Annotated in this window: 19 protein-coding genes; 9 read left to right on the top strand and 10 right to left on the bottom strand. The window is 32.5% G+C overall.

The window, feature by feature from the left end; all coding sequences use genetic code 11:
• The first annotated feature begins 10 nt into the window (after window positions 1–10).
• The 7 genes from accC (at window position 11) to ACKTTR_RS01700 (ending at window position 13,291) form a co-directional block, all read left to right on the top strand.
• On the top strand, window positions 11–1,351 hold the full coding sequence (gene accC, locus ACKTTR_RS01730; RefSeq protein WP_408026238.1) for an acetyl-CoA carboxylase biotin carboxylase subunit: 1,341 nt from the start codon (window positions 11–13) through the stop codon (window positions 1,349–1,351).
• Between the two features lie 69 nt (window positions 1,352–1,420).
• Window positions 1,421–2,659: a 3-deoxy-D-manno-octulosonic acid transferase gene (locus ACKTTR_RS01725; protein WP_408026237.1), complete on the top strand. Its 1,239-nt coding sequence runs from the start codon at window positions 1,421–1,423 to the stop codon at window positions 2,657–2,659.
• Window positions 2,659–3,219, top strand: coding sequence for a YeeE/YedE family protein (locus ACKTTR_RS01720; protein ID WP_408026236.1), 561 nt, complete (start codon window positions 2,659–2,661; stop codon window positions 3,217–3,219). Before ACKTTR_RS01725 ends, ACKTTR_RS01720 begins: the two co-directional genes overlap by 1 nt.
• A 1-nt stretch (window position 3,220) precedes the next feature.
• On the top strand, window positions 3,221–3,634 hold the full coding sequence (locus ACKTTR_RS01715) for a DUF6691 family protein (RefSeq protein WP_408026235.1): 414 nt from the start codon (window positions 3,221–3,223) through the stop codon (window positions 3,632–3,634).
• Between the two features lie 215 nt (window positions 3,635–3,849).
• Window positions 3,850–7,140 carry an RHS repeat protein gene (locus ACKTTR_RS01710; RefSeq protein ID WP_408026234.1) on the top strand — a complete coding sequence of 1,097 codons (3,291 nt, stop codon included), beginning with the start codon at window positions 3,850–3,852 and terminating at the stop codon, window positions 7,138–7,140.
• A gap of 6 nt (window positions 7,141–7,146) precedes the next feature.
• The gene (locus ACKTTR_RS01705) at window positions 7,147–12,753 is read left to right on the top strand and encodes a DUF6443 domain-containing protein (protein WP_408026233.1); all 5,607 of its coding nucleotides are present in this window, start codon (window positions 7,147–7,149) and stop codon (window positions 12,751–12,753) included.
• A 64-nt stretch (window positions 12,754–12,817) separates the two neighbouring features.
• A complete protein-coding gene (locus tag ACKTTR_RS01700) occupies window positions 12,818–13,291 on the top strand; it encodes a hypothetical protein (protein WP_408026232.1) in 474 nt (157 codons plus the stop codon).
• A 99-nt stretch (window positions 13,292–13,390) separates the two neighbouring features.
• On the opposite strand, the gene ACKTTR_RS01695 is transcribed toward ACKTTR_RS01700, so the two are convergent.
• Window positions 13,391–13,543, bottom strand: coding sequence for a hypothetical protein (locus ACKTTR_RS01695; protein ID WP_408026231.1), 153 nt, complete (start codon window positions 13,541–13,543; stop codon window positions 13,391–13,393).
• A 242-nt stretch (window positions 13,544–13,785) separates the two neighbouring features.
• Here ACKTTR_RS01695 and ACKTTR_RS01690 point away from each other — a divergent pair, with 242 nt between their 5' ends.
• Complete coding sequence (locus ACKTTR_RS01690) at window positions 13,786–14,442, top strand: IS1 family transposase (RefSeq protein ID WP_408026230.1); 657 nt, start codon at window positions 13,786–13,788, stop codon at window positions 14,440–14,442.
• A 6-nt stretch (window positions 14,443–14,448) separates the two neighbouring features.
• Here the strand turns inward: ACKTTR_RS01690 and ACKTTR_RS01685 are convergent, their stop codons facing one another.
• The 7 genes from ACKTTR_RS01685 to ACKTTR_RS01655 form a co-directional block, all read right to left on the bottom strand.
• Window positions 14,449–15,051, bottom strand: coding sequence for a DUF4230 domain-containing protein (locus ACKTTR_RS01685; protein ID WP_408026229.1), 603 nt, complete (start codon window positions 15,049–15,051; stop codon window positions 14,449–14,451).
• 43 nt (window positions 15,052–15,094) lie between these two features.
• A complete protein-coding gene (locus tag ACKTTR_RS01680; protein WP_408026228.1) occupies window positions 15,095–15,688 on the bottom strand; it encodes a lipoprotein signal peptidase in 594 nt (197 codons plus the stop codon).
• Window positions 15,689–15,814: 126 nt separating this feature from the next.
• Window positions 15,815–17,710, bottom strand: a complete 1,896-nt coding sequence (locus ACKTTR_RS01675; protein ID WP_408026227.1) for a M61 family metallopeptidase — start codon at window positions 17,708–17,710, stop codon at window positions 15,815–15,817.
• 75 nt (window positions 17,711–17,785) lie between these two features.
• Window positions 17,786–18,433, bottom strand: a complete 648-nt coding sequence (locus ACKTTR_RS01670) for a DUF4097 family beta strand repeat-containing protein (protein WP_408026226.1) — start codon at window positions 18,431–18,433, stop codon at window positions 17,786–17,788.
• A 47-nt stretch (window positions 18,434–18,480) separates the two neighbouring features.
• Window positions 18,481–18,858 (bottom strand): TraR/DksA family transcriptional regulator, encoded by a 378-nt coding sequence (locus ACKTTR_RS01665; protein WP_121148680.1) that lies wholly within the window; start codon window positions 18,856–18,858, stop codon window positions 18,481–18,483.
• Window positions 18,859–18,862: 4 nt separating this feature from the next.
• Window positions 18,863–22,270, bottom strand: a complete 3,408-nt coding sequence (ileS, locus tag ACKTTR_RS01660; RefSeq protein WP_408026225.1) for an isoleucine--tRNA ligase — start codon at window positions 22,268–22,270, stop codon at window positions 18,863–18,865.
• Window positions 22,271–22,395: 125 nt separating this feature from the next.
• Window positions 22,396–23,157, bottom strand: a complete 762-nt coding sequence (locus ACKTTR_RS01655; protein WP_408026224.1) for a TerB family tellurite resistance protein — start codon at window positions 23,155–23,157, stop codon at window positions 22,396–22,398.
• Window positions 23,158–23,274: 117 nt separating this feature from the next.
• On the opposite strand from ACKTTR_RS01655, the gene ACKTTR_RS01650 reads away from it, so the two are divergent.
• Window positions 23,275–23,685, top strand: coding sequence for a BrxA/BrxB family bacilliredoxin (locus tag ACKTTR_RS01650; RefSeq protein ID WP_073182156.1), 411 nt, complete (start codon window positions 23,275–23,277; stop codon window positions 23,683–23,685).
• 170 nt (window positions 23,686–23,855) lie between these two features.
• Here the strand turns inward: ACKTTR_RS01650 and ACKTTR_RS01645 are convergent, their stop codons facing one another.
• Together ACKTTR_RS01645 and ACKTTR_RS01640 are read right to left on the bottom strand one after the other, a co-directional pair.
• Window positions 23,856–24,314, bottom strand: a complete 459-nt coding sequence (locus ACKTTR_RS01645; protein WP_125066010.1) for a LexA family protein — start codon at window positions 24,312–24,314, stop codon at window positions 23,856–23,858.
• Between the two features lie 25 nt (window positions 24,315–24,339).
• Window positions 24,340–25,596: a Y-family DNA polymerase gene (locus tag ACKTTR_RS01640; RefSeq protein ID WP_408026223.1), complete on the bottom strand. Its 1,257-nt coding sequence runs from the start codon at window positions 25,594–25,596 to the stop codon at window positions 24,340–24,342.
• Window positions 25,597–25,614: the final 18 nt, after the last annotated feature.

Raw genomic sequence — 25,614 nt, 5'->3', positions numbered from 1 at the left:
ACTAAAAGACATGTTTAAAAAGATATTAATTGCCAATAGAGGCGAAATCGCGTTACGTGTAATTAGAACCTGTAAAGAGATGGGGATAAAAACAGTAGCTGTTTATTCTAAAGCAGATGCTGAAAGTTTACACGTACGATTTGCTGATGAAGCTGTTTGTATTGGACCTGCACCAAGTAGCGAATCTTATTTAAAAATGGATCGCATCATAGCAGCTGCAGAGATTACAAACGCTGACGGAATTCACCCAGGATATGGTTTCTTAGCTGAAAACGCTAAATTCTCAAGACTATGTGAAGAGCACGAAATTAAGTTTATCGGAGCTTCTCCAGAGATGATTGATAGAATGGGAGACAAAGCGAATGCTAAAGCTACCATGAAAGCTGCTGGAGTACCTTGTGTACCAGGTAGTGACGGTGTAATTACCACATTTGAAGAATGTGAAAAAGTCGCTGCAGAAACAGGATACCCTGTAATGTTAAAAGCATCTGCTGGTGGTGGAGGTAAAGGTATGCGTGCTGTTTGGAAAGCTGAAGATTTAAAAGATGCTTGGGATTCTGCAAGACAAGAATCTAAAGCTGCTTTTGGAAACGACGATATGTATATGGAGAAGTTAATTGAAGAGCCTCGCCATATTGAAATCCAAGTAGTAGGTGATGCTTATGGTAAAGCTTGTCACTTATCTGAAAGAGATTGTTCAGTTCAACGTCGTCACCAAAAATTAACTGAAGAAACTCCTTCTCCTTTCATGACAGAAGAATTACGTGATGCTATGGGAGCTGCTGCTGTTAAAGCTGCTGAATACATTAAGTATGAAGGTGCTGGAACGGTTGAGTTCTTAGTAGATAAACACCGTAACTTCTACTTTATGGAGATGAATACTCGTATTCAGGTAGAGCATCCAATTACTGAAGAAGTTGTAGACTACGATTTGATTCGTGAACAAATTTTAGTTGCGGCTGGTGTGCCAATTTCTGGTAAAAACTACAAGCCACAATTACACTCAATTGAATGTAGAATTAATGCAGAAGATCCTTATAACGGATTTAGACCTGCTCCAGGAAAAATAACCTCTTATCATGCTCCAGGTGGTCATGGTGTTCGTATCGATACTCACGTATATGCTGGGTACATGATTCCACCAAACTATGATTCAATGATTTCTAAGTTAATTGTTACTGCACAAACTCGTGAAGAAGCAATCAACAAAATGAAACGTGCACTAGATGAGTATGTTATTGAAGGTGTAAAAACAACTATTCCTTTCCATAGACAATTAATGGATCATCCAGATTACGTAGCTGGTAATTATACCACTAAATTTATGGAAGATTTTGAAATGGAATCATAACATATTTCAACATAGAATAAAAAATCAGTGAGTAACTTCACTGATTTTTTTATTTCATAAATTCGCATAATGAATTTTTTATACAATTTACTTCTTTTAATAGTATCTGTTCTGCTTCCGTTTGTGGCTTTATTCAACAAAAAAATAAAGTTATTTTATGAAGGTAGAAAAGAAACATTCTCAAAACTTGACAGTCTTTCAAAAACCGATAAAGTAATTTGGTTTCATGCTGCTTCTTTAGGGGAATTTGAACAAGGAAGACCTATTATTGAAGAGTTAAAACAGCTTTATACAGACTATAAAATAGTTGTTACTTTTTTCTCCCCTTCTGGATATGAAGTAAGAAAAAATTATCCATTAGCTGATGTAATTTGTTATTTACCATTAGACACAAAATCAAATGTTAAAAAATTCATCAAACAGGTACATCCTGAAATGGCAATTATGATAAAGTATGAGTTTTGGCCTAATCTATTATCTGAGTTAAAAAGACATCAGATTCCTACGATTTTAATTTCGGGGATTTTTAGAAAAAAACAATCCTTTTTTAAATGGTATGGAGGTTTTATGCGTGAAAAACTAACTGCTTTTAATCACTTTTTTGTACAAAACAAAACTTCTAAAGACTTATTAAATTCTATTAATTTTAATAACGTAACTATTGCTGGTGATACACGATTTGACCGTGTATACGATATTTTACAACAAGACAACTCTTTAAGTTTTATTTCGGAATTTAAAAATAATCAATATACTGTTGTTGCTGGAAGTACTTGGAAAGAAGATGAAGAACTTATTATAGATTATATAAATAATCATGCTTCCGATGATGAAAAATTTATCATTGCCCCACATAACATTCACAGAAAGCAAATTAAAGAGTTACAAGATTCTATCAACAAAAAAACTATTCTTTACTCTAAAAAAGAAAACAAAAACCTGTCAAAACATCAAGTTTTCATCATTGATACTATTGGCTTACTTACCAAAATATATTCATACGCTGATGTTGCCTATGTAGGAGGTGGTTTAGCAACAGGTTTACACAATATTTTAGAACCTGCTACATATGGCATTCCTGTTGTTTTTGGGGGTAACAAATACAGTAAATTTCAAGAAGCTGTTGATTTACTTAAAATAGGCGGTGCAAAAATCGTTGTAAATACTAACGAATTTTCTAGTAATTTTGCTTCATTAAAATCAGGCAAAAAACTTAGAGAGCAAATGGGGAGTGTTAACCACAATTACATTTTAAAAAATGTAGGGGCAACAAAAACCATTATCACTTATTTAAAAAATATATTATAATGGATTTTATATTACAACCTTGGCCTTGGTATGTTTCAGGGCCACTTATAGCTATTGTACTTTTCTTGTTTTTTTACTTCGGAAAAAACTTTGGTGTATCAACAAACTTAGAAACCATCTGCACCATGGCAGGTGCTGGTAAAATATCAGACTATTTTAAAAAAGACTGGAAAGAGCGTGACTGGGCCATTATCTTTTTAGCTGGTTTATTAATTGGCGGATATATAGCTATTAACTATTTATCTGCAACACCAGGAATTGATTTAAACCCTACCACAGTTAGCGAATTAGCAGATTTGGGGTTTGCTGACGCAGGAAAAACCTATGTACCAAACGAAATTTTCAGTGTAGAAAATATGTTAACCTTGAAAGGTTTTGCAATTTTATTAGTTGCTGGAATTTTAATTGGTTTTGGAACTCGTTACGCAGATGGCTGTACTTCAGGGCACGCAATTACAGGACTGAGCAGCTTTCAGTTACCTTCTTTAATTGCGGTAATTGGTTTTTTTATTGGTGGTTTAATTATGATCTGGGTACTATTCCCTTTAATATTTGGTTAAGATGAAGAATTTAAAATTTTTAGTTATTGGAATAGTTTTCGGAATTATTTTATCTAAATCAGAAGCTGTTTCTTGGTATCGTATTTATGAAATGTTTAAATTCCAATCATTTCACATGTATGGTATTATTGGTTCTGCCGTAGCCCTCTCTACTCTATTTATGTACTTCTTTAAAACTGGAAAAATTAAAGATTACTTAGGTAACCAAATTAATATTAAAGAAAAGAAAAAAGGGTTCATTAGAACATTAGTTGGAGGTACTATCTTTGGCTTAGGCTGGGCATTAGCAGGTGCTTGTCCTGCCCCTGTTTTTGTTTTGATTGGACAAGGAATACTTCCAATGATTATTGTGCTCTTAGGAGCGCTCTTAGGGGCTTTTATTTACGGTTTATTAAGTAAGAAGTTGCCGAATTAAATACGCTTTAATAATCTTATAATTAGTTTTTCTTTTCTCAAGTTACTTATAGTATCTAGTTAGACAGCTATATACTTTTCTACAGCTTCTATCTATACTACTTCTACAACCATATAACCTACTGTTTTTCAGTTTTTTTATTTCAAAAAATAATGTAATTTGCAGCCGATAGAAGAGAAAAATAATAATTGCTAATTTAATCACTATTACATTTTATGAAAAAAACTATGTTAAGCATTGTAATGATGCTGTTTTGTGTATGGGGATACGCACAAGAGTTACCTACAATTATTCCTCCCTCACCTGAAGCAACCTCTTTAGCAAAATTCACTGAAGTTCCTGTATCTCATTATACTGGGTTACCTAATATTTCCATACCTATTTATGATATAGAATCTTCTGGAACAAACATACCAATAAGTCTATCATACCACGCTAGAGGTATTCGGGTAGAAGAAATAGCCTCTAGGATTGGTATAGGATGGGCATTAAATGCAGGCGGTATAATATCTAGACAAGTAAGAGGAAGTATAGATGAGGGGGCACTTGGATATTATACTAAAGATTTTTACAGTGATTTTGGCACAAATGAATCAACAAGATCATACGTATATACTGAATCACTTTCAGGAGCTGAAGGTATAGATTTAGTCCCAGATCAATTTAATTTTCATTTTCCCGGAGGAAGTGGTAAATTCATTTTTGATCAAAAAACTAAAAAACCTCTTATTCAAAGTTACTCTGATATTAAAATAGAATATTCAGGGTTTAAAAAGTGGATAATTACTACAAGCAATGGCTATAAATATTATTTTGGAGAACCAGAAAACAATGATATTTCGAGATATGCTAAAGATGTAGATATATCTCATAATTATGTGTATGCAAATGATGGTTTATCTGATTTAGGAAAATCAGGTTATGATATTATAAACAGCTGGCATTTAATTGACATTGTTAGTCCTGATGGTAAAAAGATTCATTTTAATTATGAAAAAGAAAATTTAACTTATTACAGAAGGTCTTATGATAAATATGACAAAACTACAAACGGAGCGAGTTCTTTTTTCTCAAAAGTTTCCAGTACACAGTTTCAGTTAAAGGAAATAGTTTTTGAAACAGGGAAAGTAATTTTTAACAAATCAACAATTGAAAGAGAGGATTTGAAAGGCTCACATAAACTAGAATCTATAGAAGTAAAAGATTTAAAAGACCAACTAATAAAAAAGTACAAATTAATTCATAGTTACAGTAATGATGAATTAAGTAATAATGTTTTAAGTTATTTAAAAAATATAGAACCTTCTGCAAAAAAACGCCTTTTTTTGAACGCTATAAAACAAGTATCAAAAAGCGGAGAAGAAAAGCATTATTATACTTTTGAATACACTAATAAAGAAGAACTTCCCAATAGATTTTCTAATGCACAAGATCTCTGGGGGTACTATAATGGTAAAAATAATGGCTCTTTTTTAACTTTTTATAATTACGATAGAATAGTAAATAGAGAAGTAGATGAGTTTAAATCTAAGGTAGGATTAATAACTAAAGTTATTAATCCTACAAAAGGTTACAGTAAATTTACATTTGAATCAAATAAAGCTGTTCCTCCTGTATACTTTCATAACTTATATTTTAAAAACCCTAACCAAACATCATCAAGCTCAAAATCGACGAACTTATTAAAAAGTCCAGAGTATAAAGTAGCCAATGGCGATTATGAAAAGACCTTTAGTGTAGGAGACAATGCAGCTAATTTTAGATCACAAATTTCGTTTTTTGGAAGCTTTGGAACCTGTAGTACAACGGCAAACATTTCAGAGTGTAAATACCAAGTAAGCATTGTAGGCATTAATGGTACTTCATATTATAGAAGTATTTATATGGGAATGCATGATTACCCAACCATGTTGTCGGCAGGAGATTATAAGTTTGTAGTAAAAGTAATAGGAGAAGATGATCCACTTGATTCTCAAAACGGGTTTAGCATTGCTTTAAGTTGGGATGAAGTAGTAGTTTCAGAGCCCGATTTAACCTATAGTGGAGGAAATAGAATCAAAGAGATTGAAATTAATAGTATTGACAATGGAAAGATTATTAAATCATATGAATATCTAACGCCTGAAAGAGAGAGTAGTGGGTTGTTATATTCTTTACCTACGTATTATTTTAAAAACGAAACCTTTGATGCTTCAGGAGCAGTGATTACAGCTGAGGCGTATGGAGCAAGACCAGGAAGTCCATATACTTATGAACAAGGGAATCACGTTGGTTATAGCCATATTACAGAATATTTAAATAATGAAAATGAACAAGGTAGAGGAGGAAAAATAAATTATAAATTTACTTCAATGCCCGATGACGGAGAATTTTATAAGCCTCCATACACCTTACCTATAAATAATGAATGGTTAAGAGGCAAACCCATAGAAATTACTTATTTTAAAAAACAAGATAATAACTATTACCCTGTAAAAAAAGAAGAGTACAACTATTCTTATGCAGGTTTTCCTAACTATAAGGCTTTAACAATTCCAATAGATGAAACTAAAGAAAACCCTTTACTATACATAAATAATAAAAAACAATACCACCTACCTTTAATAACATTTAAGTTAAACGAAGATGCCCCTTTAGAATCTAATCATAATGATTATAAGATTTATAATTTAGTAGGTGGAGCTTCAAACCCGATTTCAAAAAAAGAAACAAGTTATTTTCAAGGTAAGGAGTTAATTAGTAGTATAGATTATTTATATAATTACGACAATCATTATCAAATAGCATCTACAGAAACAACTAATAGCAAAGGAGAAGTTTTAAAGACAAAAAACTACTACACTCCTGATGTAACTAGTGTAAATTCTTTAGGACATGATGATTTAACTCCTACGGAAAAAGCCATTATAGATCAATTAAAACTACAGAATAGAATTGCAACTCCTGTTCAAGTAGAAACTTTTAAAGATAATCTATTATATTCTACTCAACGTACAAATTATAACAATTTCAACGGTTTATTTTTGCCCGAGTTTATCCAAACTGCTAAAGGTACACAAACATTAGAAGATCGAATTATATATCATACCTATAATGATAAAGGTAATCCTGTAGAGGTAAGTAAAAAAGATGGTACCCATATTGTATATATCTGGGGGTATAATCAAACTCAGCCTATCGCTAAAATTGAGAATGCTACATTGTCAGACATTTCAACAACTACAATTTCCGATATACAGACCAAGTCAAATGCAGACAATGACAGAACAATAGGAAACGTAGGGTACGAAGGAACTTTACGTACAGCCTTAAACACTTTAAGAACCTCTCTTCCAAATGCTCAAGTAACCACTTTTACCTATGATCCATTAGTTGGAGTAACAAGTATTACCGACCCAAGAGGACAAACCATATATTATCAATACGATGGTTTTAACCGATTAGAATTTATAAAAGATGCCGACGGGAATCTTTTAAAAGAACACAAATACCATTATAAAAACTAATTAACTATGAAAAAGTATATTTTTTTTACAATAGCTATGTTTTTTTCTATATCATTCCAGAATATCCACAGTCAGTCAATCCCTATAGATCCTGATGGAAATACAATATGGTATAGAGATGCAGATGGGGATGGATATGGTAACCCTAACATTTCATATAAAACTTCAACACAACCTAATGGTTATGTACTTAATAATACAGATTGTGATGATAGTGATCCTAATATAAAGGCAGAAAGATTTTGGTATAGAGATAGTGATGGAGATGGATATGGTACATCATCAAATAAAGTACTATCCTGTACAGCTCTATCTGGCTATGTAAGCAACTCTAGTGATTGTGATGACAACAATTCTTCTCTCCCCCGGTATTATTATAGGGATGTTGATGGAGATGGTTACGGAACTTTGTCTAACAAAATATTAGGCTGTTCTGCTCCTTCAGGCTATGTAAGTAATGCTAGTGATTGTAACGATTCAAATGCTAGTCTCCCTAAGTACTGGTATGTAGATTCAGATAGTGATGGCTATGGGACAGGAATTGGAATTTTAGATTGTAATCAACCAACATTAACAAACCCTGATGGTTCATTAGCCTATTCAAATGTAAATGGTGATTGTAATGATAACAATCCTAACATTAAACCTGGAGCTCTTGAAATATGTGATGGTATTGATAATGATTGTGATGGACAGATAGATGAAGCACCTAAACCAAGTACTCCAAGTGCACCTACAGTCACTAAAAATTGTGGAAGTACAGTATTAAAAAGAGGTACTCCACCCAGTGGAATTACTTGGTATTGGCAAAGTAGTAGTTCTGGAATCAGTACCTCTAATTCAAGTACAAGCATTACCAGAACTAGCGGAACAATCTATTATCTAAGAGCTAGAAACAATACTACAGGCTGTTGGAGTAGCACAAGAAGTGTAAGTTATAGTATCAATACCGTACCTAGCACTCCTTCTGCACCTACAATAACAAAAAACTGTGGGAATACAGTGCTTACCAAAGGAAGCTCTCCTACTGGAATTACTTGGTATTGGCAAAGTAGCAGCTCTGGAACCAGTACTACTAATTCAAGTACGAGTATTACTAGAACTAGTGGAACGGTTTATTATCTAAGAGCAAGAAATAATACCTCAGGATGTTGGAGCAGTACAAGAAGTGTGAGTTATAGTATCAATACAGTACCAAGCACTCCATCAACACCTACAATCACTAAAAACTGTGGAAACACAGTACTTACCAAAGCAAGTTCTCCTAGTGGAATCACTTGGTATTGGCAAAGCAGCAGCTCTGGAACCAGTACTGGTAATTCAAATACTAGTATTACCAGAACTAGCGGAACAATTTATTATCTAAGAGCTCGTAACAATACCACAGGGTGTTGGAGTAATGCTAGAAGTGTAAGTTATAGTATCAATACGCTACCTAATACTCCTTCAACACCAACAATTACTAAAAATTGTGGAAGTACAGTACTTACTAAAGGAAGCTCTCCTACTGGAATTACTTGGTATTGGCAAAGTAGCAACTCTGGAACCAGTACTGCTAATTCTAGTACTAATATTACCAGAACTAACGGAACTATACACTACTTAAGAGCTAGAAATAATACTACAGGGTGTTGGAGTAACACAAGAAGTGTAAGCTATAGTATCAATACGGTACCAAGCACTCCAAGTACACCTACAATCACTCTAAACTGTGGGAATACTGTCCTTACCAAAGGAAGCTCTCCTACTGGAATTACTTGGTATTGGCAAAGTAGCAGCTCTGGAACTAGCACCTCCAATTCAAGTATCAGTATTACTAGAACTAGCGGAACTGTTTATTATTTAAAAGCTCGTAATAATACCACAGGGTGTTGGAGTAGCGCAAGAGGTGTTACTTATAGTATTAGTTCCCCACCAACATGGTATGCTGATACAGATGGAGATAGTTATGGTGACCCAAATAATACAACCAGTGCTTGTGAAACTCCTAGCGGATATGTAAGTAATAATGATGATTATGACGATAGCTCAGTAAATATTACCAATATTGCTCCACAAAGATTTTATTTAGATGCTGATGGAGATGGGTTTGGAGATCCAAACAATAGTGTATATTACAGCGTTAAGCCTGCAGGATATGTTACTAACAATACTGATAATTGTCCAAATGAAGCAGGTACCAACAATGGTTGTAGCTACACACCTCCGGTATTTAGCAACGAAAACTATGTGTTTACAAGAGCGTATCAAGAGCCCATGACAAACCCTACTGGAATAACACAAAATAAAGATGTACAAGAAAGTATAATCTATTTTGATGGTCTAGGAAGAGCTAAACAAAGTATAGCAATACAAGCAGGTGGTGTTTTGACGAATAATGAAACTCCTAAAGATATTGTTACTCATATAGAGTACGATGAATTTGGACGCCAAACTAAAGAATACCTCCCCTATGCTGTTGAAAGTGCTAATGGAGCAATTATAACAGGTGATGTTGCATCGGCTACAAAAAGCTTTTATCAAGTAAATTATAGTAATGATTTTACAGGCGTAAGCTTACCTGATGTAAATGCTTATTCAGAAAAACAGTTTGATAGTTCCCCTCTTAATAGAGTACTAAAACAAGCAGCTCCGGGGGAAGCATGGAAATTAGGTAACGGACATGAAATTGAGTTTGTATATGATACTAATATTGCTACTGAGGTTAAAAATTACTATGTAACTACCTCTTTTGCTGATAACACCTATACTCCTACTCTAGAACTTAGCACAGTGAATAATGGAAATTTTATAGCAGGAGAGTTGTATAAAACAGTTACTAAAGATGAGAATCATAATGGTAGCGCAAGTAAACTGCACACCACAGAAGAGTTTAAGAACAAGCAGGGACAAGTAATTTTAAAACGAACATATGCTTTAGTATCTGATATTGAAACAGCTCACGATACCTACTATGTGTATGACGATTTTGGAAACTTAACCTATGTGTTACCTCCAAAATCTGAACCACATTCAGCTAAACCAGATGAAACAGAGTTATCAGAATTGTGTTATCAATATAAATACGACTACAGAAACCGTTTGGTAGAAAAGAAAATACCAGGTAAAGGATGGGAATATATTGTCTATGACAAATTAGATAGACCAGTTTTAACTCAGGATGCTAATTTAAAAGCTCAAGACAAATGGTTATTTACTAAATATGATGCTTTTGGAAGAGTTGTTTATACTGGCTATATGTCAAATAGCGGCAATAGAGCTCATTTACAAAATATTGCTATTACAGGAGACTATACTCAATTTGAAAAAACAACCTCAAAACAAACCTATGGAGGGGCTGATATATATTATACTAAAACTGCAATTCCAAAAGGAGTTACAGGTGTTTATACCATCAACTACTACGATACGTATATTGATTTACCAGATGGTTTAGGACAAACTGTGACTACCAGTTACGGAATAACCTCCACTAGTCGAACTAAAGGTTTAGCAACGGTGTCTAAAGTCAGAGTTTTAGCAACAAACAACTGGATCACTACAGTTACCTATTACGATAAAAAAGCTAGACCTATTTATGTGTATTCTAAAAATGATGAATTAGGTACTATCGACATTGTAGAAAGTAAACTAGATTTTTCTGGTAAAGTGTTAGAAACCAAAGCTACACATATTAAAGGAACTAATTCTCCAATTGTAACTATAGATAGGTTTGAGTATGACCACGTAGGAAGAATGACAAAACAAACTCAAAAAATAAATGCACAAGCTACAGAAACTATTGTAACTAATGAGTATGATGATTTAGGACAACTAAAAACCAAAAAGGTTGGCGGTACTTTACAAGAAGTAGACTATACATATAACGTACGTGGTTGGTTAAAAAACATTAACCAAGATGGTAAAAATGATAAAGATTTATTTAACTTTAGTATCAACTACAACAACCCTCAAAATGGAGCTACAGCCCTGTTTAATGGGAACATAAGTGAAACGAGTTGGAGTACGTTAAATGTAGATACTAGTACGAGGACATACTCTTACGAATACGATGGATTAAATAGGCTGTTAAGTGCGACAGGAGTTTCAACCTCAAATTATGACTTATCGAATGTTACCTATGATAAAATGGGAAATATTCTGACACTTACAAGAAAAGGTCATTTGAACGCAGATGCAACTTCTTTTGGGGTAATGGATAATTTATCATATACCTATGATAATGGTAATAAGCTTTTGAAAGTTAACGATGCAGGAAATAAAACCTATGGATTTAAAGATGGCACAAATACCAATAATGATTTTGAATACGACATAAATGGAAACATGGTTGTTAATAGGAATAAAGGGATTACCAACATCATTTACAATCATCTTAATTTACCAACACAAGTAACCATTAATGGCAACAATATAAGTTTTATATATGATGCCAAAGGAGAAAAGCAGAAGAAAGTTTTAGCTAATAAGACGGTGGAGTATGCAGGAAACTTTGTTTATGAGAACGGAGCTTTAAAGCAATTTTCACATCCAGAAGGTTATGTAAAGAATGATAATGGTACGTTTAATTACGTGTACTCTTATACTGACCATTTAGGAAGTATAAGATTATCCTATTCAGACCTAAATAATGACGGAGTTATACAGGCATCTAGTGAGATTTTGGATGAAAGAAATACGTATCCATTTGGACTTGAACATAAGGGGTATAATTCAAATGTAATAGGAGCTGAGAATGATTACCAAACGTATTTAGGTCAAGAAATGAATAAAGAATTTGGCTTGAATTGGTTAACTTTCAGGTATCGTAATTATATGCCAGAGCTCGGTAGGTTTTTTGGAGTCGACCCAATCTCTGAAAAGTTTTATAATATATCCACATATCAAGTTTCTCATAATAACCCTGTATGGAAAATTGAAATAGAAGGTTTAGAGGGAGAAGAAACGTCTGGAGTTGATATTTCTGCTTCTGCGGGTAATAACCGAGATAGAAGTGCTCATAAAAAAGTAGAGGAAAAAAGCAAACTATTAGCATTCAGGGCAGGAGCGCCATATCAATGGTCAAATAGTTCTAGAGTTGTTGCTAATAGGTTTGCTAATAGAGCTCCAACAAAAGATGGTACAAGTGAAGATATTGTATTAAAACAAAATGGACCTGTGCAGACAGGAGGTCATAAAGATAGAGGTAGTGACCGAGGTGCATTTAGGCATGCATTATGGCAGGCATTAATAGCGAAAGAGTTCGGTTCAGAAGATGCAAAACTTGTAGGGGATACTCATGAAGGAAAACCAGTTGATACTTCAAAAAAATCAGGGATTGAAGGAATATTTGAAGCTGATCAAGTTGCAGATGAATCTAATAATGAGATTGGTAGAGCTTTTGGTGTAGGAAAAGGACAAGATTTAAACACAATAGATATTGCAAAAGGAATTTTAAATATATTCAAGGAAGAAGGTTTATTTACTATCAAAAAAGAAAAAGATGGTACTTTTACAGTGACTAGAACAAAAATAACTGAAAAACAGTATAATCAATTATTAAATAGATGGAAAGATTTGGGAACAGATGGTAAAGATAGAGTACAATTTCCTAAAAACGAATGGGGGTATTAGTTCTATTTATCTAAACTTTCTAAACCAGTTTGTATTTAGAACCGTGTAAAACATTTAATAACCAATGAAGAATATAATTTTGTTAGTTTTAATAACTTTAGTTAGTTGTAAAGAAAATAAAAACACTAGTGAGTTTAATGCTATTATTGCTGAAAGCTATAATAGATGTAATCAAAAGGATAATTGTGTTATTGATATGGGCGAAATTTTCCCTTTTGAATGGGATAAAATGTATGTGTTTTCAATGGATCACTATCCAGAGGCGGATGCAAAAGCTATTTCTAAAATTACAGGAGTTAAATATAATGGTAAAAGAAAGTTTCTAGAAAATAGATCAATTATATTCATTAATGAGGGGCAAATAGTTTATGAGGTATTAACATATTATGAGCCTGAAGGTTATATTGATACTAAACATATGTTTGTTGAGTTTATTTATGGTAATGATTTTCCTCCATATTTTACTAGCGACAACTCCAAATTTAAACTTACTAAGTTTGAAAAAGGCTTGGGTTTTAATTTAGAATATATCCGATAGCTCGGATTTGTAATCCGTGCGAGTATGTAAGTAACTATAAATTAACTTTTAAAATAATAAAGCTAAAGCCACAGCAGAGATGTTGTGGTTTTGTTGTTTTTAGGAGTAGGCTTTTTTGGCGTTGTAATCACGTATTAAGGCATCAATTACTTTAAATATTTGTTGTTGTTCATCTTCAGGCATATTATTGATAGCTTCCACACGTTGTAATATTTTTTTGTCTTTTACAATTACAGAATTATTACCAACCAAGAAATCTAAACTAATATCAAGAGCTTTAGCTATTTTATTAGCTATCTCAACTGAGGTAGTGTAGTAAAATAGTACTTATTGAAAATAAGTTTTGATTTCATTTAAAAATCAAGAAGTTAAATAAAGATGCCGTTCTAAAAAGGATGGCATCTTTTGTCATTTGAAATAGTAAAAATTCGTTAGAAACTATTAAATCTAAGTTTCTTTTCACTTCATGTAGTAAATTAGCACCTAAAAAAGCTATGAATTGTACAAAGTGTAATTCTTCCAATTCTATTAGAAAAGGGTTGCAAAATAATAAGCAGCGGTTTTACTGTAAAAATTGCAAGAAATATTTTCAATCAGATTATAGATATCAAGCATACAAATCAGAAACAAATGATTTCATAAAAAAATTACTTAAAGAAGGTTGTGGAATCAGAAGTATTAGTCGAATACTGAACATTTCTACTAAGACAGTTTTGTCAAGGATGTTAAATATTAGTAAGCAAATTAAAGCCCCATATTTTAATAAGTTCGGTTGTAAATTTGAAATAGATGAACTGTTTATAAAAATAGCCAATGATAAAAAACAGAATTGGTTAATCTATGCTATTGAGCAAAAGACTAAAAATGTTATCGATTTTATTATCGGTAGTAGGAATACGGAAAATTTAAAGTCGATTATAAATAAAGTACTCCTGCTCCATCCTAAAAGGATTTACACAGATGGATTAAATATGTACCCGAGTATTATTCCAAAAGAAATTCACAAACGATTTCAATATTGTACGAATAGAATTGAGCGAATGAATTTGAATTTAAGAACACACATAAAGAGATTAAGTAGAAAAACAATTTGTTTTACTAGAAATCAGAAATATTTAGAAGCCCATTTAAAAATCTATTTCTGGGGATAATTAAGATTAATCTTTTAGCAGTAACGATTCAAACATCTCTGAGTTAGTATTATCTACCACTTTCCAGTTGTAAATTTTAGAAAGTTGGTAAATCTTAGATAATTCTTCAAATAAACGTGTTTTAGCGTCTTTTTGCAGTTTAGACACAGTAATTGTCGATTGAATCTTTTCAATAGCTTTAGCGTTGAGCTTATTTAGTTCTTGCTTAGAAAAAGTATTAAACTGACTTTGTTGTAAATCAAAATATTTAATATCTGGGGAAATGAAAATTTCTTCCTCGGGAATTTTATTAATGATAATTTGTTTTCCAATACTGTCTATCTGAATATCTAATTTCGATAAGTCATATCCCACCTCAACTTTGGCATTCACAGAAAGCATTGCTTTTTTCTCGAATGTAAGATATCCATAAAAATATTTCTTTGCATCTGTAAAGCTATACATCTCAGAAAAGTTCCCTTCTGAAACTACTAGCTTACTTAAGTTCTGAATTCCGTTTAATACAACTTGAATTTCTTCTTGCTCGTACTTTTCTTCTTTCTTTTCATACCAAAATTTTGCAACTAAAAACCCTAATACAAAAACGGCAAGATATTTTAATAAACGCATTGTTTTCTTTTTCTATAAATATAGGAAAAGTATCTATAGTGTATTATGAAACTTGTTTTGTTTCTTTTTCTTCTTTAGGAAATGCTTGTTTATTGAAAATAAATAACAAAGCCACTCCTATAGTAATCCAAGAATCTGCCCCATTAAAAATAGCATTGAAAAACGTGAAGCTTTCACCTTCATAAATAGGAAAGTATAACATATCAACCACTTTTCCATGAAATAGTTCTCCGTAAGGATTATCTGAAAAAAGTGTAGCAACATTATGATAAGAAGAATCAAAAATTACACCATAAAAAACAGAATCGATGATATTTCCTACTGCCCCTGCTAAAATTAATGCTATCGCAATAATAACGGCTGTATGCGCTTTTCTCTTGATAGATTGCCATAACCAATACACAATACCTGTGACCGCAACAACTCTGAATAAAGTTAAAAATAATTTTCCTGCTTTACCACCAAATTCAAAGCCCCACGCCATTCCGTTATTTTCAGTAAAATGGATTCTGAACCAATCGTTAAAAACAACTACTTCTTCTCCTAGCTGAAAATGTGTTTTGATGTAAATTTTGCTAATTTGATCAATTAAAATTGCCAGAACTACGGTAAGTATTGCTATGTGTTTTTTAGACATTTTTTTTATTTAATGGAAACAAAAATAAGAAAACTATTTTTATGTTTTCTTTCTGGTTTATAGAAAGAAAAAGACCAATAAACTTTTAGTCATATTGGTCTTAACTTATATAGATAAAAAAGAAAACTATCCTTTTAACCAAGCTTTTCTTAGTTCTTTTTGTTTTTGTGTTGCGTTCGGGTTATCTTTTAAACTAGTTCCTTTTGTATATGATTGAGTTAAGGTTGTTTTAATAACCACCTCTTTACCATCTCTTTCTAATTTCACCTCAACTTCATTTCCTGGTTGCCACATAAACATTTTGGTAAAAACCTGGTTTGCATTTTCTTTTGTTACCGCAATACCATCTACTTCTTTGATTGCATCGTTAGGTTGTGCACCGTTTTCAGCCCAAAAACTATTATCTTTTACTGCTTCTGTAAATCGGATAGTTTGTGTCGCTTGATCTGGTCTAACAATAATTGCTCCATTATTTTGGATATAATTTGTTTTCACTTTTGACTCATTTAACATTAATCCTGCTTTAGCAAAAAACTCATTATAATTAATTGGTGTACCTCCTACTACATGTGTATTTAAAAACGCTCCTATTGATGGATATGTCATTTCAGTAATTTCTTCAATTAACTTATCATCTTCAAATGGTTTATTTTTTCCGTATTTTAATGATAATTCTTTCATTAATGATAACACACCTCTATCTCCATTACTTTCTTCACGCATTAAAATATCGATACACATACCTATTAAAGCTCCTTTTTGATAAACATTATAATACTGAGAAGCATACGGTTCTTCTAATACATTTTCACTCATTTTAGTGAAACTCATAGAGTCGTTCATAGAAGATGCTGTTTTAATTTTACCCATAATTTTACTGTAAAATTCATCTTCTGTTACCAAACCTTGGTTTACTTGAAATAATGTAGCAAAGTATTCTGTAATTCCTTCATACATCCATAAATGTTTAGAAAATGTTGGTTGATTGTAATCAAAATAATGTACGTCTTCTGAATGTACACTTAACGGAGTTACAATATGAAAAAATTCGTGAGACACTACATCAATCATACTTTTTGCCAATGCTTCATCAGGCATTGCTTCTGGTAACACTACTACTGTTGATGTATGATGTTCTAAAGCTCCGAATCCTTTAGGTGCTTTTTCAGTTCCGTCAGATAGATATAAATAAATATCGTAACGAGCAGTACTGTTAACACTTCCTAAATATGCTTTTTGTGCTTGCATCATTTTTTCCATCACAGCTTTAATTTTTTCAGCTGAGTGTTTTTTATTTGGAGAGTATACACTTAATACAATTTTAATATCACCTACTTTAAACTCTTCAACATCTAGATTTCCATAAAACATAGGATTATCAGTGATATCAAAATAACGTGGTGCAAAATAGCTTGAAGTTAAGGTTGAACCATCTTCACTTGTTTTTGTTCCTACCTCCTGTAAAGCAGAAGTTCTTTTAAAATTAGTAGGTGAAACAACATCTAACTTATATTGATTGTTTTTTAAAGAATCAAAATAACCTACAAATCCGTGAAGATTTAACACATAGTTTGTAGGCTCAATATTTGTTCCTGCAGGTGAAAATGGTGTTTCTCCTCCAATCCCTCCTGAAACTTCCATATCAAAAGTATCGTTTACTAAATAGGTTACTTTTTCTAATTTTTGAGCATTTTTAATTTCCCAAGTATTAGTATCAACTTTTGTAGCTTCTAATTCGTTTCCTTCATAGTCTAAAGCTTTAAAGCTGTCTACATATTTACCAAAATCACTCACAGAATATGTTCCTTGAACAACTCTTGGTAGTCGATATGTTACTTTTTCAACTGTAAACCTACCTGGGTTAATTATTACAGGTACTTTATCATTATCAACTTTTGTTAAATCTAAAGTTGTTACAATTGGGGTTTGAACAGCTAAATCGTTTGTTGTCTTTTTAGTAGAATTACAACTTGTTAATAGTAATGCTGCAATTGCTGCTGTGGTTAGTATACTTTTATTCATTTCTTAGTTTTTAATTAACCATTAGACAAAATGATGCTTCATTTGTTACGTCTAATTATTATAAATTTTTGTTAATTACTTTAATTCAATATTAATATTTGCATGAATAGAATTTATAGTAAGTGTTTTAGAAGCAGATGTCACTTCTTTAGAAAACGGTGATGTTTTTCTTTCTCCATTTATAAGGATTGTTCCATTGTTAGTTTTTAAATCTAACTTACTTTTTGAAGTCATTTGCGCAAAAACATTTCCCTGAAAAAGACCTATGTTTGAGTTTCCTTGAACAGTATTTAATTTTATATTTCCTCTTTCTATATAAATATTTATATCTCCTTTATAACTTTTTGAAGTTACTCCGATAGTTTTTCCATGAATGCTTATATGTTTGTTTTTGGGAACTTTTATAACTGCCCTAGCTCTTTCTAGCCTCCTCGTTATATATTTTCGAAAGACTTCTCTTTTTAATGTTGGAATATTTAATTCAAATGTTATTGTAAGAATCTCTCCTTCTTTTTTGAATAGTATATTGTGTGTATGTGGATTTTCATCTAATAAAATTACTTCAAGTTCTTCATCTTTGGAATTTTCTATAACAATATCGTCCAAACCGTAAGTGACGACTTCGAGTTCGTTTACTAAAATTTTTCTTTTCTGTATTATTTTTTCTTGACAGTAAAGAAGTTGAACACTTATTAGAGTAAATAATAATAGATATTTTTTCATACAAAAAAAGCCTCTAAAAGAGGCTCTATTAATTTTAACTTAAAAAGTTATTGTTTTCGTTTTGCTTCGATACTTAAAGTAGCATGAGGTACTAACTTTAAACGTTCTTTTTGAATTAGCTTACCTGTAACTCTACAAATACCATACGTTTTGTTTTCAATACGAACTAAGGCATTTTTTAAATCACGAATAAACTTTTCTTGACGAATAGCTAACTGCATGTTTGCCTCTTTAGCCATCGTATCAGATCCTTCTTCAAAAGATTTAAATGTTGGCGACGTATCATCGGTTCCGTTATCTGAACCGTTTTTATATGATGCTTGTAGCAATCTTAAATCTTCTTCAGCTTTTTCAATTTTCTTTTGAATGATTTCCTTAAACTCTAGTAAATCACTATCTGAATATCTTATTTTAACATCATCCATAATGCTATATTTTTTCAATTAACATTCTACTTTTAATGGTATCAAACTCAATTTCTGTACCATTTTTTAAATCATCAACAAAAACTAATTCATTTGTTAATGTTTCTGCTTTAATGTAATTTTCATTTGCCAATACCGATTCTCTTAAATCATCAGCTTGTAAAATGGTTAATTTTATTTTATCGGTTACTTCTAAACCTGTGTCTTTTCGTGCGTTTTGAATTCTATTAACTAATTCTCTTGCCACACCTTCTTTGCGTAATTCGTCGTTTATTGTAACATCTAAAGCAACTGTTAACCCTTCTGCATTGGCTACTAACCACCCTTCGATATCTTTCGATGAAATCTCCACATCAGCGGTTCCTAAAGTAATCATTTTATCGTTAATTTCCACAGAAATTTCACCTTCTTTTTCTATTTTGATGATATCTTCTTGTGTAAACCCTTGTATCTTATTAGCTATCAACTTCATATCCTTACCAAATTTAGGCCCTAATGCTTTAAAATTTGGTTTGATTTGTTTTACTAAAATTCCTGAAGCATCATCTAACAATTCTATCTCCTTAACGTTAACTTCTGATTTTATTAAATCTGCCACCGCTAAAATTTCTTCTTTTTGAGTTGCATCCAATACAGGAATCATTATTTTTTGTAATGGTTGACGCACTTTAATTTTCTCTTTAGCTCTTAAAGACAATACTAACGAAGATATTGTTTGTGCATTTTCCATTTTACGTTCTAATGACTTATCTACTAAATCAGCATTGTATTTAGGAAACTCTGCAATATGTACACTTTCAAAACTTTCTTTTCCTGTAGCTTTTGTTAAATCCTTATACAAACGATCCATAAAGAAAGGCGCTACTGGAGAGCCTAATTTTGCTACCGTTAACATACAAGTATATAACGTTTGGTATGCAGAGATTTTATCTTGTGCATATTCACCTTTCCAAAAACGTCTTCTACATAAACGCACGTACCAGTTACTTAAATGATCTTGAACAAAGTCAGAAATTGCTCTGGTAGCCTTGGTTGGTTCGTATTCAGCATAGAATTTATCTACTTTCTGAACTAATGTATTTAATTCAGATAAAATCCAACGATCAATCTCTGGTCGTTCATTAATAGCTATTTCAGCTTCACTATACGTGAAGTTATCAATATTAGCATATAATGAAAAGAATGAATAAGTATTATATAAAGTTCCGAAGAATTTACGCTTTACCTCTTCTATTCCTGCTAAGTCAAACTTTAAGTTATCCCAAGGATTTGCATTTGAAATCATGTACCAACGTGTGGCATCTGGACCATATTCTGACAACGTGGTAAACGGATCAACAGCATTTCCTAAACGCTTTGACATTTTTTGTCCGTTCTTATCTAATACTAATCCGTTAGACACTACATTTTTATAAGCTACAGAATCAAACACCATTGTTCCGATAGCATGTAACGTATAGAACCATCCACGAGTTTGGTCTACTCCCTCTGCAATAAAGTTAGCTGGATAACTTTCTTTATTATCTATTAATTCTTTGTTTTCAAATGGGTAATGCCATTGTGCATATGGCATAGAACCAGAATCGAACCATACATCAATCAAATCACTTTCACGCTTCATTGTTTTTCCTGAAGCAGAAACTAAGATAATTTTATCTACTACATTTTTGTGTAAGTCGATTTTATCATAGTTATCTTCTGACATGTTTCCTACTTCAAAATCAGCAAAAATATCTTCAGTCATCACACCTGCATCTACTGATTTTTGAATTTCTTCTTTTAATTCAGCTACAGAACCGATACAGATTTGCTCTGTTCCGTCTTCAGTACGCCATATTGGTAACGGAATTCCCCAAAAACGAGAACGTGACAAGTTCCAATCATTGGCATTTTTTAACCAGTTACCAAAACGTCCTTCTCCTGTTGATTTTGGTTTCCAGTTAATAGTTTCGTTTAAATCGAACATTTTATCCTTTACATCGGTTACCTTGATAAACCAAGAATCTAATGGATAGTATAAAATTGGTTTATCGGTACGCCAACAGTTAGGATAACTGTGCACATATTTTTCTACCTTAAAAGCTTTATTTTCTGTTTTTAACTGAATTGCTAATTCTACATCTACCGATTTTTCTGGAGCCTCACCTTCTGTATAGTATTCATTCTTTACATATTTACCTGCATATTCTCCCATTTCTGGGCGAAACTTCCCTTGTAAATCTACTAACGGAACTGGATTCTCATTTTCATCTAACACCAACATTGGTGGTACTTCTGGAGTTGCTTGTTTTGCAACTAATGCATCATCTGCACCAAACGTAGGTGCTGTGTGTACGATACCTGTACCGTCTTCTGTAGTCACAAAATCTCCGGAAATTACTCTAAAAGCATTTTCTGGATTTTGATATGGTAAAGCAAATGGTAATAATTGCTCGTATTTAATACCTACTAAGTCTTTTCCTATAAATTCTTTTACAATTGCATATGGAATTTGCTTGTCTCCTTCAGCATAATTTGCTAATTCCGCTACATCTTCTACTTGATTAAACTTCTTCCCAGCAAATTGTTTTGATACTAAGTTTTTAGCTAACACCACTTGAATTGGTTCAAAGGTGTATTGGTTGAATGTTTTTACTAAAACATATTCAATCTTTGGACCAACCGTTAATGCCGTGTTTGATGGAAGTGTCCATGGAGTAGTTGTCCATGCTAAAAAGTGTACATCTCCTTCAACTTGTAAAAACTCTGGTAATGTTTCTTTGATTGTTTTAAACTGAGCTACTACTGTAGTATCCGTAACATCTTGATACGTTCCTGGTTGATTTAACTCATGCGAACTTAACCCTGTCCCTGCTTTTGGTGAATACGGTTGAATTGTGTACCCCTTGTACAACAAATCTTTATTATAGATTTGTTTTAATAACCACCAAACCGACTCCATATATTTTGGTTTATAGGTAATATATGGATCTTCCATATCTACCCAGTACCCCATTTTTTGAGTTAGGTCATTCCAGATATCAGTGTAACGCATTACAGCTTTTTTACACGCTTCGTTGTATTCTTCAACCGTAATTTTGGTTCCAATATCTTCTTTGGTGATTCCCAATTCTTTTTCAACACCTAATTCTACAGGTAACCCATGTGTATCCCAACCAGCTTTACGCTTAACTTGGTATCCTTTTTGGGTTTTATAACGACAAAAAATATCTTTAATGGCGCGTGCCATTACGTGGTGAATTCCTGGTAAACCGTTTGCTGAAGGTGGTCCTTCAAAAAACACAAATGGTTCGTTTCCTTCACGTGTAGTAATACTTTTTTCAAAGATGTTGTTTTCTTCCCAATAGTTTAATATTTCTTCTGCTACTTTTGGTAAATCCAATCCTTTGTATTCAGTAAACTTTTTACTCATTTTGTCGGTATATTAATTGAATGTGCGAAATTACGTATTTTCTTGTAATTGTTGAATTTGAGATATAAAAAAACACCTCATAATTGAAGTGTTTTTTACGTTATTCCTAATTTTCTATGAACAAACTAACTAATTCCTCGTTCTTTTTTAATTTGTTCGTAAGCTGCTTGTATTTTTTGAAACTTCTCTTTAGCTCCTTCTTTATGTTCTTCTCCTAAGTTTTGCAACTTATCTGGGTGATGTTTTTTAGCCATTTTTCGATAAGCTTTCTTTACTTCATCATTCGTTGAATCTTTCTTTATTTCAAGCATTTTATAAGCTGCATCAGACTCATCATAAAACATTGCTTTTATTGAAGAATAATCATGTTCATTAATATACAAATAGCTTGCTATTTTTCTAATTTCTTCTTCCTCTACACTAGTTACTTGTCCATCTGCTTTTGCTATCCCAAACAAAAAATGCAGCAATTGTAACCGTGTAGCATGCGACATGTACTGGCGTATTTGTAAGCAAACCTGACGTGTAGATATTTGCTTTTTAATAATACCGTTAAATAATTTGAATGCATGATTTGCTCGTTCTTTACCATACATTTTCACAAAGTACATACGAACATAATCTAACTCACGCTTATCTATCTTTCCATCAGATTTGATAACTACCGATGCTAATATCAATAAGCTTATTTCAAAATCACCTGAAGTAGCTCTTCCCCTTCTTGGTTGACCTCCTGTCTTTTTTTGATATTCTTGCTGCTCTTGTACAAAATCTTCTACAGAAATTCCATCAATAAAACTTCCTACAGCAAACCCAATAATAGCTCCTATTGGCCCACCTAATGTAAAGCCAGCTCCTGCTCCAAGCCATTTTCCAAATTTTCCCATTGTTTGTTTTTTAGAGGTCACAAAGATAAAACATTACCAATCTATCTCCATACTTATTTCGGGTTGATTGTTGCCGTGAAAAGAAGTATCTTTGCCTTAAATTTTTAATTCAAAAATATGTATCCAGAAGAATTAGTAAAACCAATGCGCGATCAATTAATTGATGCTGGTTTTGAAGCTTTATATACTGCTGAAGACGTTGACAATGCTTTAGCCAAAGAAGGAACTACGTTAGTAATGGTAAACTCTGTTTGTGGATGTGCTGCAGGTACTGCAAGACCAGGTGCTATCGCTTCTTTAGGAGCAGATAAAACTCCTACTAACTTAACTACTGTATTTGCAGGTGTAGAAAAAGAATCTACAGCGAAGGCAAGAGAATATATGATTCCTTTCCCTCCATCATCTCCTGCAATTGCTTTATTTAAAGATGGTAATTTAGTACATATGTTAGAACGTCATCATATTGAAGGTCGTTCTGCACAAGCTATTGCTCAAAACTTGGCAGCAGCGTACGACGAGTTTTGTTAATCTTTTTTTAGACACAAAGCTTTTATACTGAAGAGTAAAGACTAAAAAATCCAGCAGTTTGCTGGATTTTTTATTTTGAAATTCTTCGCACAAAATTCAGATTGACTCTTTGATCTTTCTAAAAAAGTCTTGATTCTTCTGTCTAACAGCAAAGCGGTCTTGGTTCTCCGCTACACCTTCTTAATCACATTGGTAACAATTCCCCAAATAATAAAATTATTTTCTTCTGTAATTTTAATAATTGGATAATCTGGATTTTCGGGCTGTAACCATACCTCATTTCCTTCAACACGCAAACGTTTTACCGTAAACTCTCCATCTAAAAAACAAACGGCTATCTTATTATTTGTAGGCGGAATACTTCTATCAATCACTAACAAATCATTATCATCTAACCCTGCACCAATCATCGATTGTCCACTTACACGTGCAAAAAAAGTAGCCTCTTTGTTTCTAATAAGTTCTTCATCTAACGAAATACGTGTTTCTCTAAAATCATCTGCAGGAGAAGGAAATCCCGCAGAAATCCCTATGTCCATAAAGATAGCTCCCTCACTTTCGTTTAACTCTTTTGGTAAAAAGAAGGTTAATGAATCTGATGCTTTTACTTGTTTTAATTTTCGTAACATCTTATTGTTTGTTGTTGGTCTAAACTTACTTTACCTTGATAATATCCTTAATATTAGTAGTGTATTTTGGTGATAATCGCTCTTGACGCATCTTCCAAGTACGTTGCAAATCTTGATTAGCCAATTTAATCTTATCTGCTTTATAAGTCTGATTAATTTTATCTATTACACTCATTAAAGAAGCATGCTTTGGGTCTTCCTTTGCAAACATATCTAATTGATAATTATCTGAAGGTACCAATCCTGTTACAATTACCCCTGCTCTTTTATATTTAATTCCTTTTTTAAAAATAGCAGTTACCGCTTGTACCGCACTTTTACTTATAGTTAATGTAGAGTTTGTTGGGTACGGAAATACAACCGTTTTACTTGCTCGGTGTTGCTCTGTATCTTTTTTATGATAATCACTACGTAATAGTACAATTACCATATGACAACTAGAGTTTTGCTTGCGTAATTTTTCTGCACAACTTACAGCAAACGTAGAGATTCTTTCTTTAATATTATCTAAGTCAGAAAACGTGTATTCAAAACTTCTAGTTGTTGCTATTGCTTTTTTGTTAGTAGGTTCATCTAACTGTATTTTAGACTCTCCTTCTAAATCTTTTTTCAACTTCCAACCTGTTATTGAAAGGTTTTTCAATACCCAATCATCATTTAACTGTGTAAAATCGTACGCCTTTCTACACCCTTTAGCAAGTAGTCTCTTCTGTATACCTCTACCAATTCCCCAAACACTTTCTATAGGGATCCATTTTAATGCTTTGATCCTTTTTTCTTCGGAATCAATCACGTACACTCCTCCTGTTTCTTTCAGAAATTTTCGAGCAATTTTATTAGCAACTTTACTCAACGCTTTTGTTGGCGCAATTCCTACACAAGTTGGAATACCCGTCCATTGTAAAATTCTACTTCTTATTTCAATTCCATAAGAATTAAAATCATATTCATCAAAACCTTTGAATTGTAAAAAAGCTTCATCAATAGAGTATACTTCCACATCTGGAGAAAATTGTTCTAAAATTTTCATCACTCTAGCGCTCATATCACCATACAACGGATAATTTGACGACAACACTGAGATATTATTATTTTTACAGAACTGATCCCACTTAAAAATTGGGGCTCCAAACGGAAGTTCAAGTTCTTTTGCTTCGTCACTCATTGAAATAACACACCCATCGTTATTACTTAAAATAGCCACAGGCTTCCCTTGCAAATCCGGATTAAAAACCCGCTCACAAGAAGCATAAAAGTTATTACAATCTACCAACGCATACATAGTTGTAAAGGTACAGAA

Source organism: Tenacibaculum litoreum, assembly GCF_964513915.1.
Lineage (GTDB): Bacteria > Bacteroidota > Bacteroidia > Flavobacteriales > Flavobacteriaceae > Polaribacter > Polaribacter litoreum.
The sequence above is the reverse complement of the archived record's forward strand: the minus strand, read 5'-3'. Positions and strand labels throughout refer to the sequence as shown.

What these genes read in the sequence shown, in the direction of transcription:
- ACKTTR_RS01680 (WP_408026228.1), bottom strand. Translation starts at nt 15,688, where the DNA reads ATGTCTAAAAAACACATAGCAATACTTACCGTAGTTCTGGCAATTTTA.
- ileS (WP_408026225.1), bottom strand. Translation starts at nt 22,270, where the DNA reads ATGAGTAAAAAGTTTACTGAATACAAAGGATTGGATTTACCAAAAGTA.
- ACKTTR_RS01715 (WP_408026235.1), top strand. Translation starts at nt 3,221, where the DNA reads ATGAAGAATTTAAAATTTTTAGTTATTGGAATAGTTTTCGGAATTATT.
- ACKTTR_RS01685 (WP_408026229.1), bottom strand. Translation starts at nt 15,051, where the DNA reads ATGCGTTTATTAAAATATCTTGCCGTTTTTGTATTAGGGTTTTTAGTT.
- ACKTTR_RS01675 (WP_408026227.1), bottom strand. Translation starts at nt 17,710, where the DNA reads ATGAATAAAAGTATACTAACCACAGCAGCAATTGCAGCATTACTATTA.
- ACKTTR_RS01720 (WP_408026236.1), top strand. Translation starts at nt 2,659, where the DNA reads ATGGATTTTATATTACAACCTTGGCCTTGGTATGTTTCAGGGCCACTT.
- ACKTTR_RS01705 (WP_408026233.1), top strand. Translation starts at nt 7,147, where the DNA reads ATGAAAAAGTATATTTTTTTTACAATAGCTATGTTTTTTTCTATATCA.
- ACKTTR_RS01700 (WP_408026232.1), top strand. Translation starts at nt 12,818, where the DNA reads ATGAAGAATATAATTTTGTTAGTTTTAATAACTTTAGTTAGTTGTAAA.
- ACKTTR_RS01655 (WP_408026224.1), bottom strand. Translation starts at nt 23,157, where the DNA reads ATGGGAAAATTTGGAAAATGGCTTGGAGCAGGAGCTGGCTTTACATTA.
- ACKTTR_RS01670 (WP_408026226.1), bottom strand. Translation starts at nt 18,433, where the DNA reads ATGAAAAAATATCTATTATTATTTACTCTAATAAGTGTTCAACTTCTT.
- ACKTTR_RS01645 (WP_125066010.1), bottom strand. Translation starts at nt 24,314, where the DNA reads ATGTTACGAAAATTAAAACAAGTAAAAGCATCAGATTCATTAACCTTC.
- ACKTTR_RS01725 (WP_408026237.1), top strand. Translation starts at nt 1,421, where the DNA reads ATGAATTTTTTATACAATTTACTTCTTTTAATAGTATCTGTTCTGCTT.
- ACKTTR_RS01665 (WP_121148680.1), bottom strand. Translation starts at nt 18,858, where the DNA reads ATGGATGATGTTAAAATAAGATATTCAGATAGTGATTTACTAGAGTTT.
- ACKTTR_RS01650 (WP_073182156.1), top strand. Translation starts at nt 23,275, where the DNA reads ATGTATCCAGAAGAATTAGTAAAACCAATGCGCGATCAATTAATTGAT.
- ACKTTR_RS01640 (WP_408026223.1), bottom strand. Translation starts at nt 25,596, where the DNA reads ATGTATGCGTTGGTAGATTGTAATAACTTTTATGCTTCTTGTGAGCGG.
- ACKTTR_RS01710 (WP_408026234.1), top strand. Translation starts at nt 3,850, where the DNA reads ATGAAAAAAACTATGTTAAGCATTGTAATGATGCTGTTTTGTGTATGG.
- accC (WP_408026238.1), top strand. Translation starts at nt 11, where the DNA reads ATGTTTAAAAAGATATTAATTGCCAATAGAGGCGAAATCGCGTTACGT.
- ACKTTR_RS01690 (WP_408026230.1), top strand. Translation starts at nt 13,786, where the DNA reads ATGAATTGTACAAAGTGTAATTCTTCCAATTCTATTAGAAAAGGGTTG.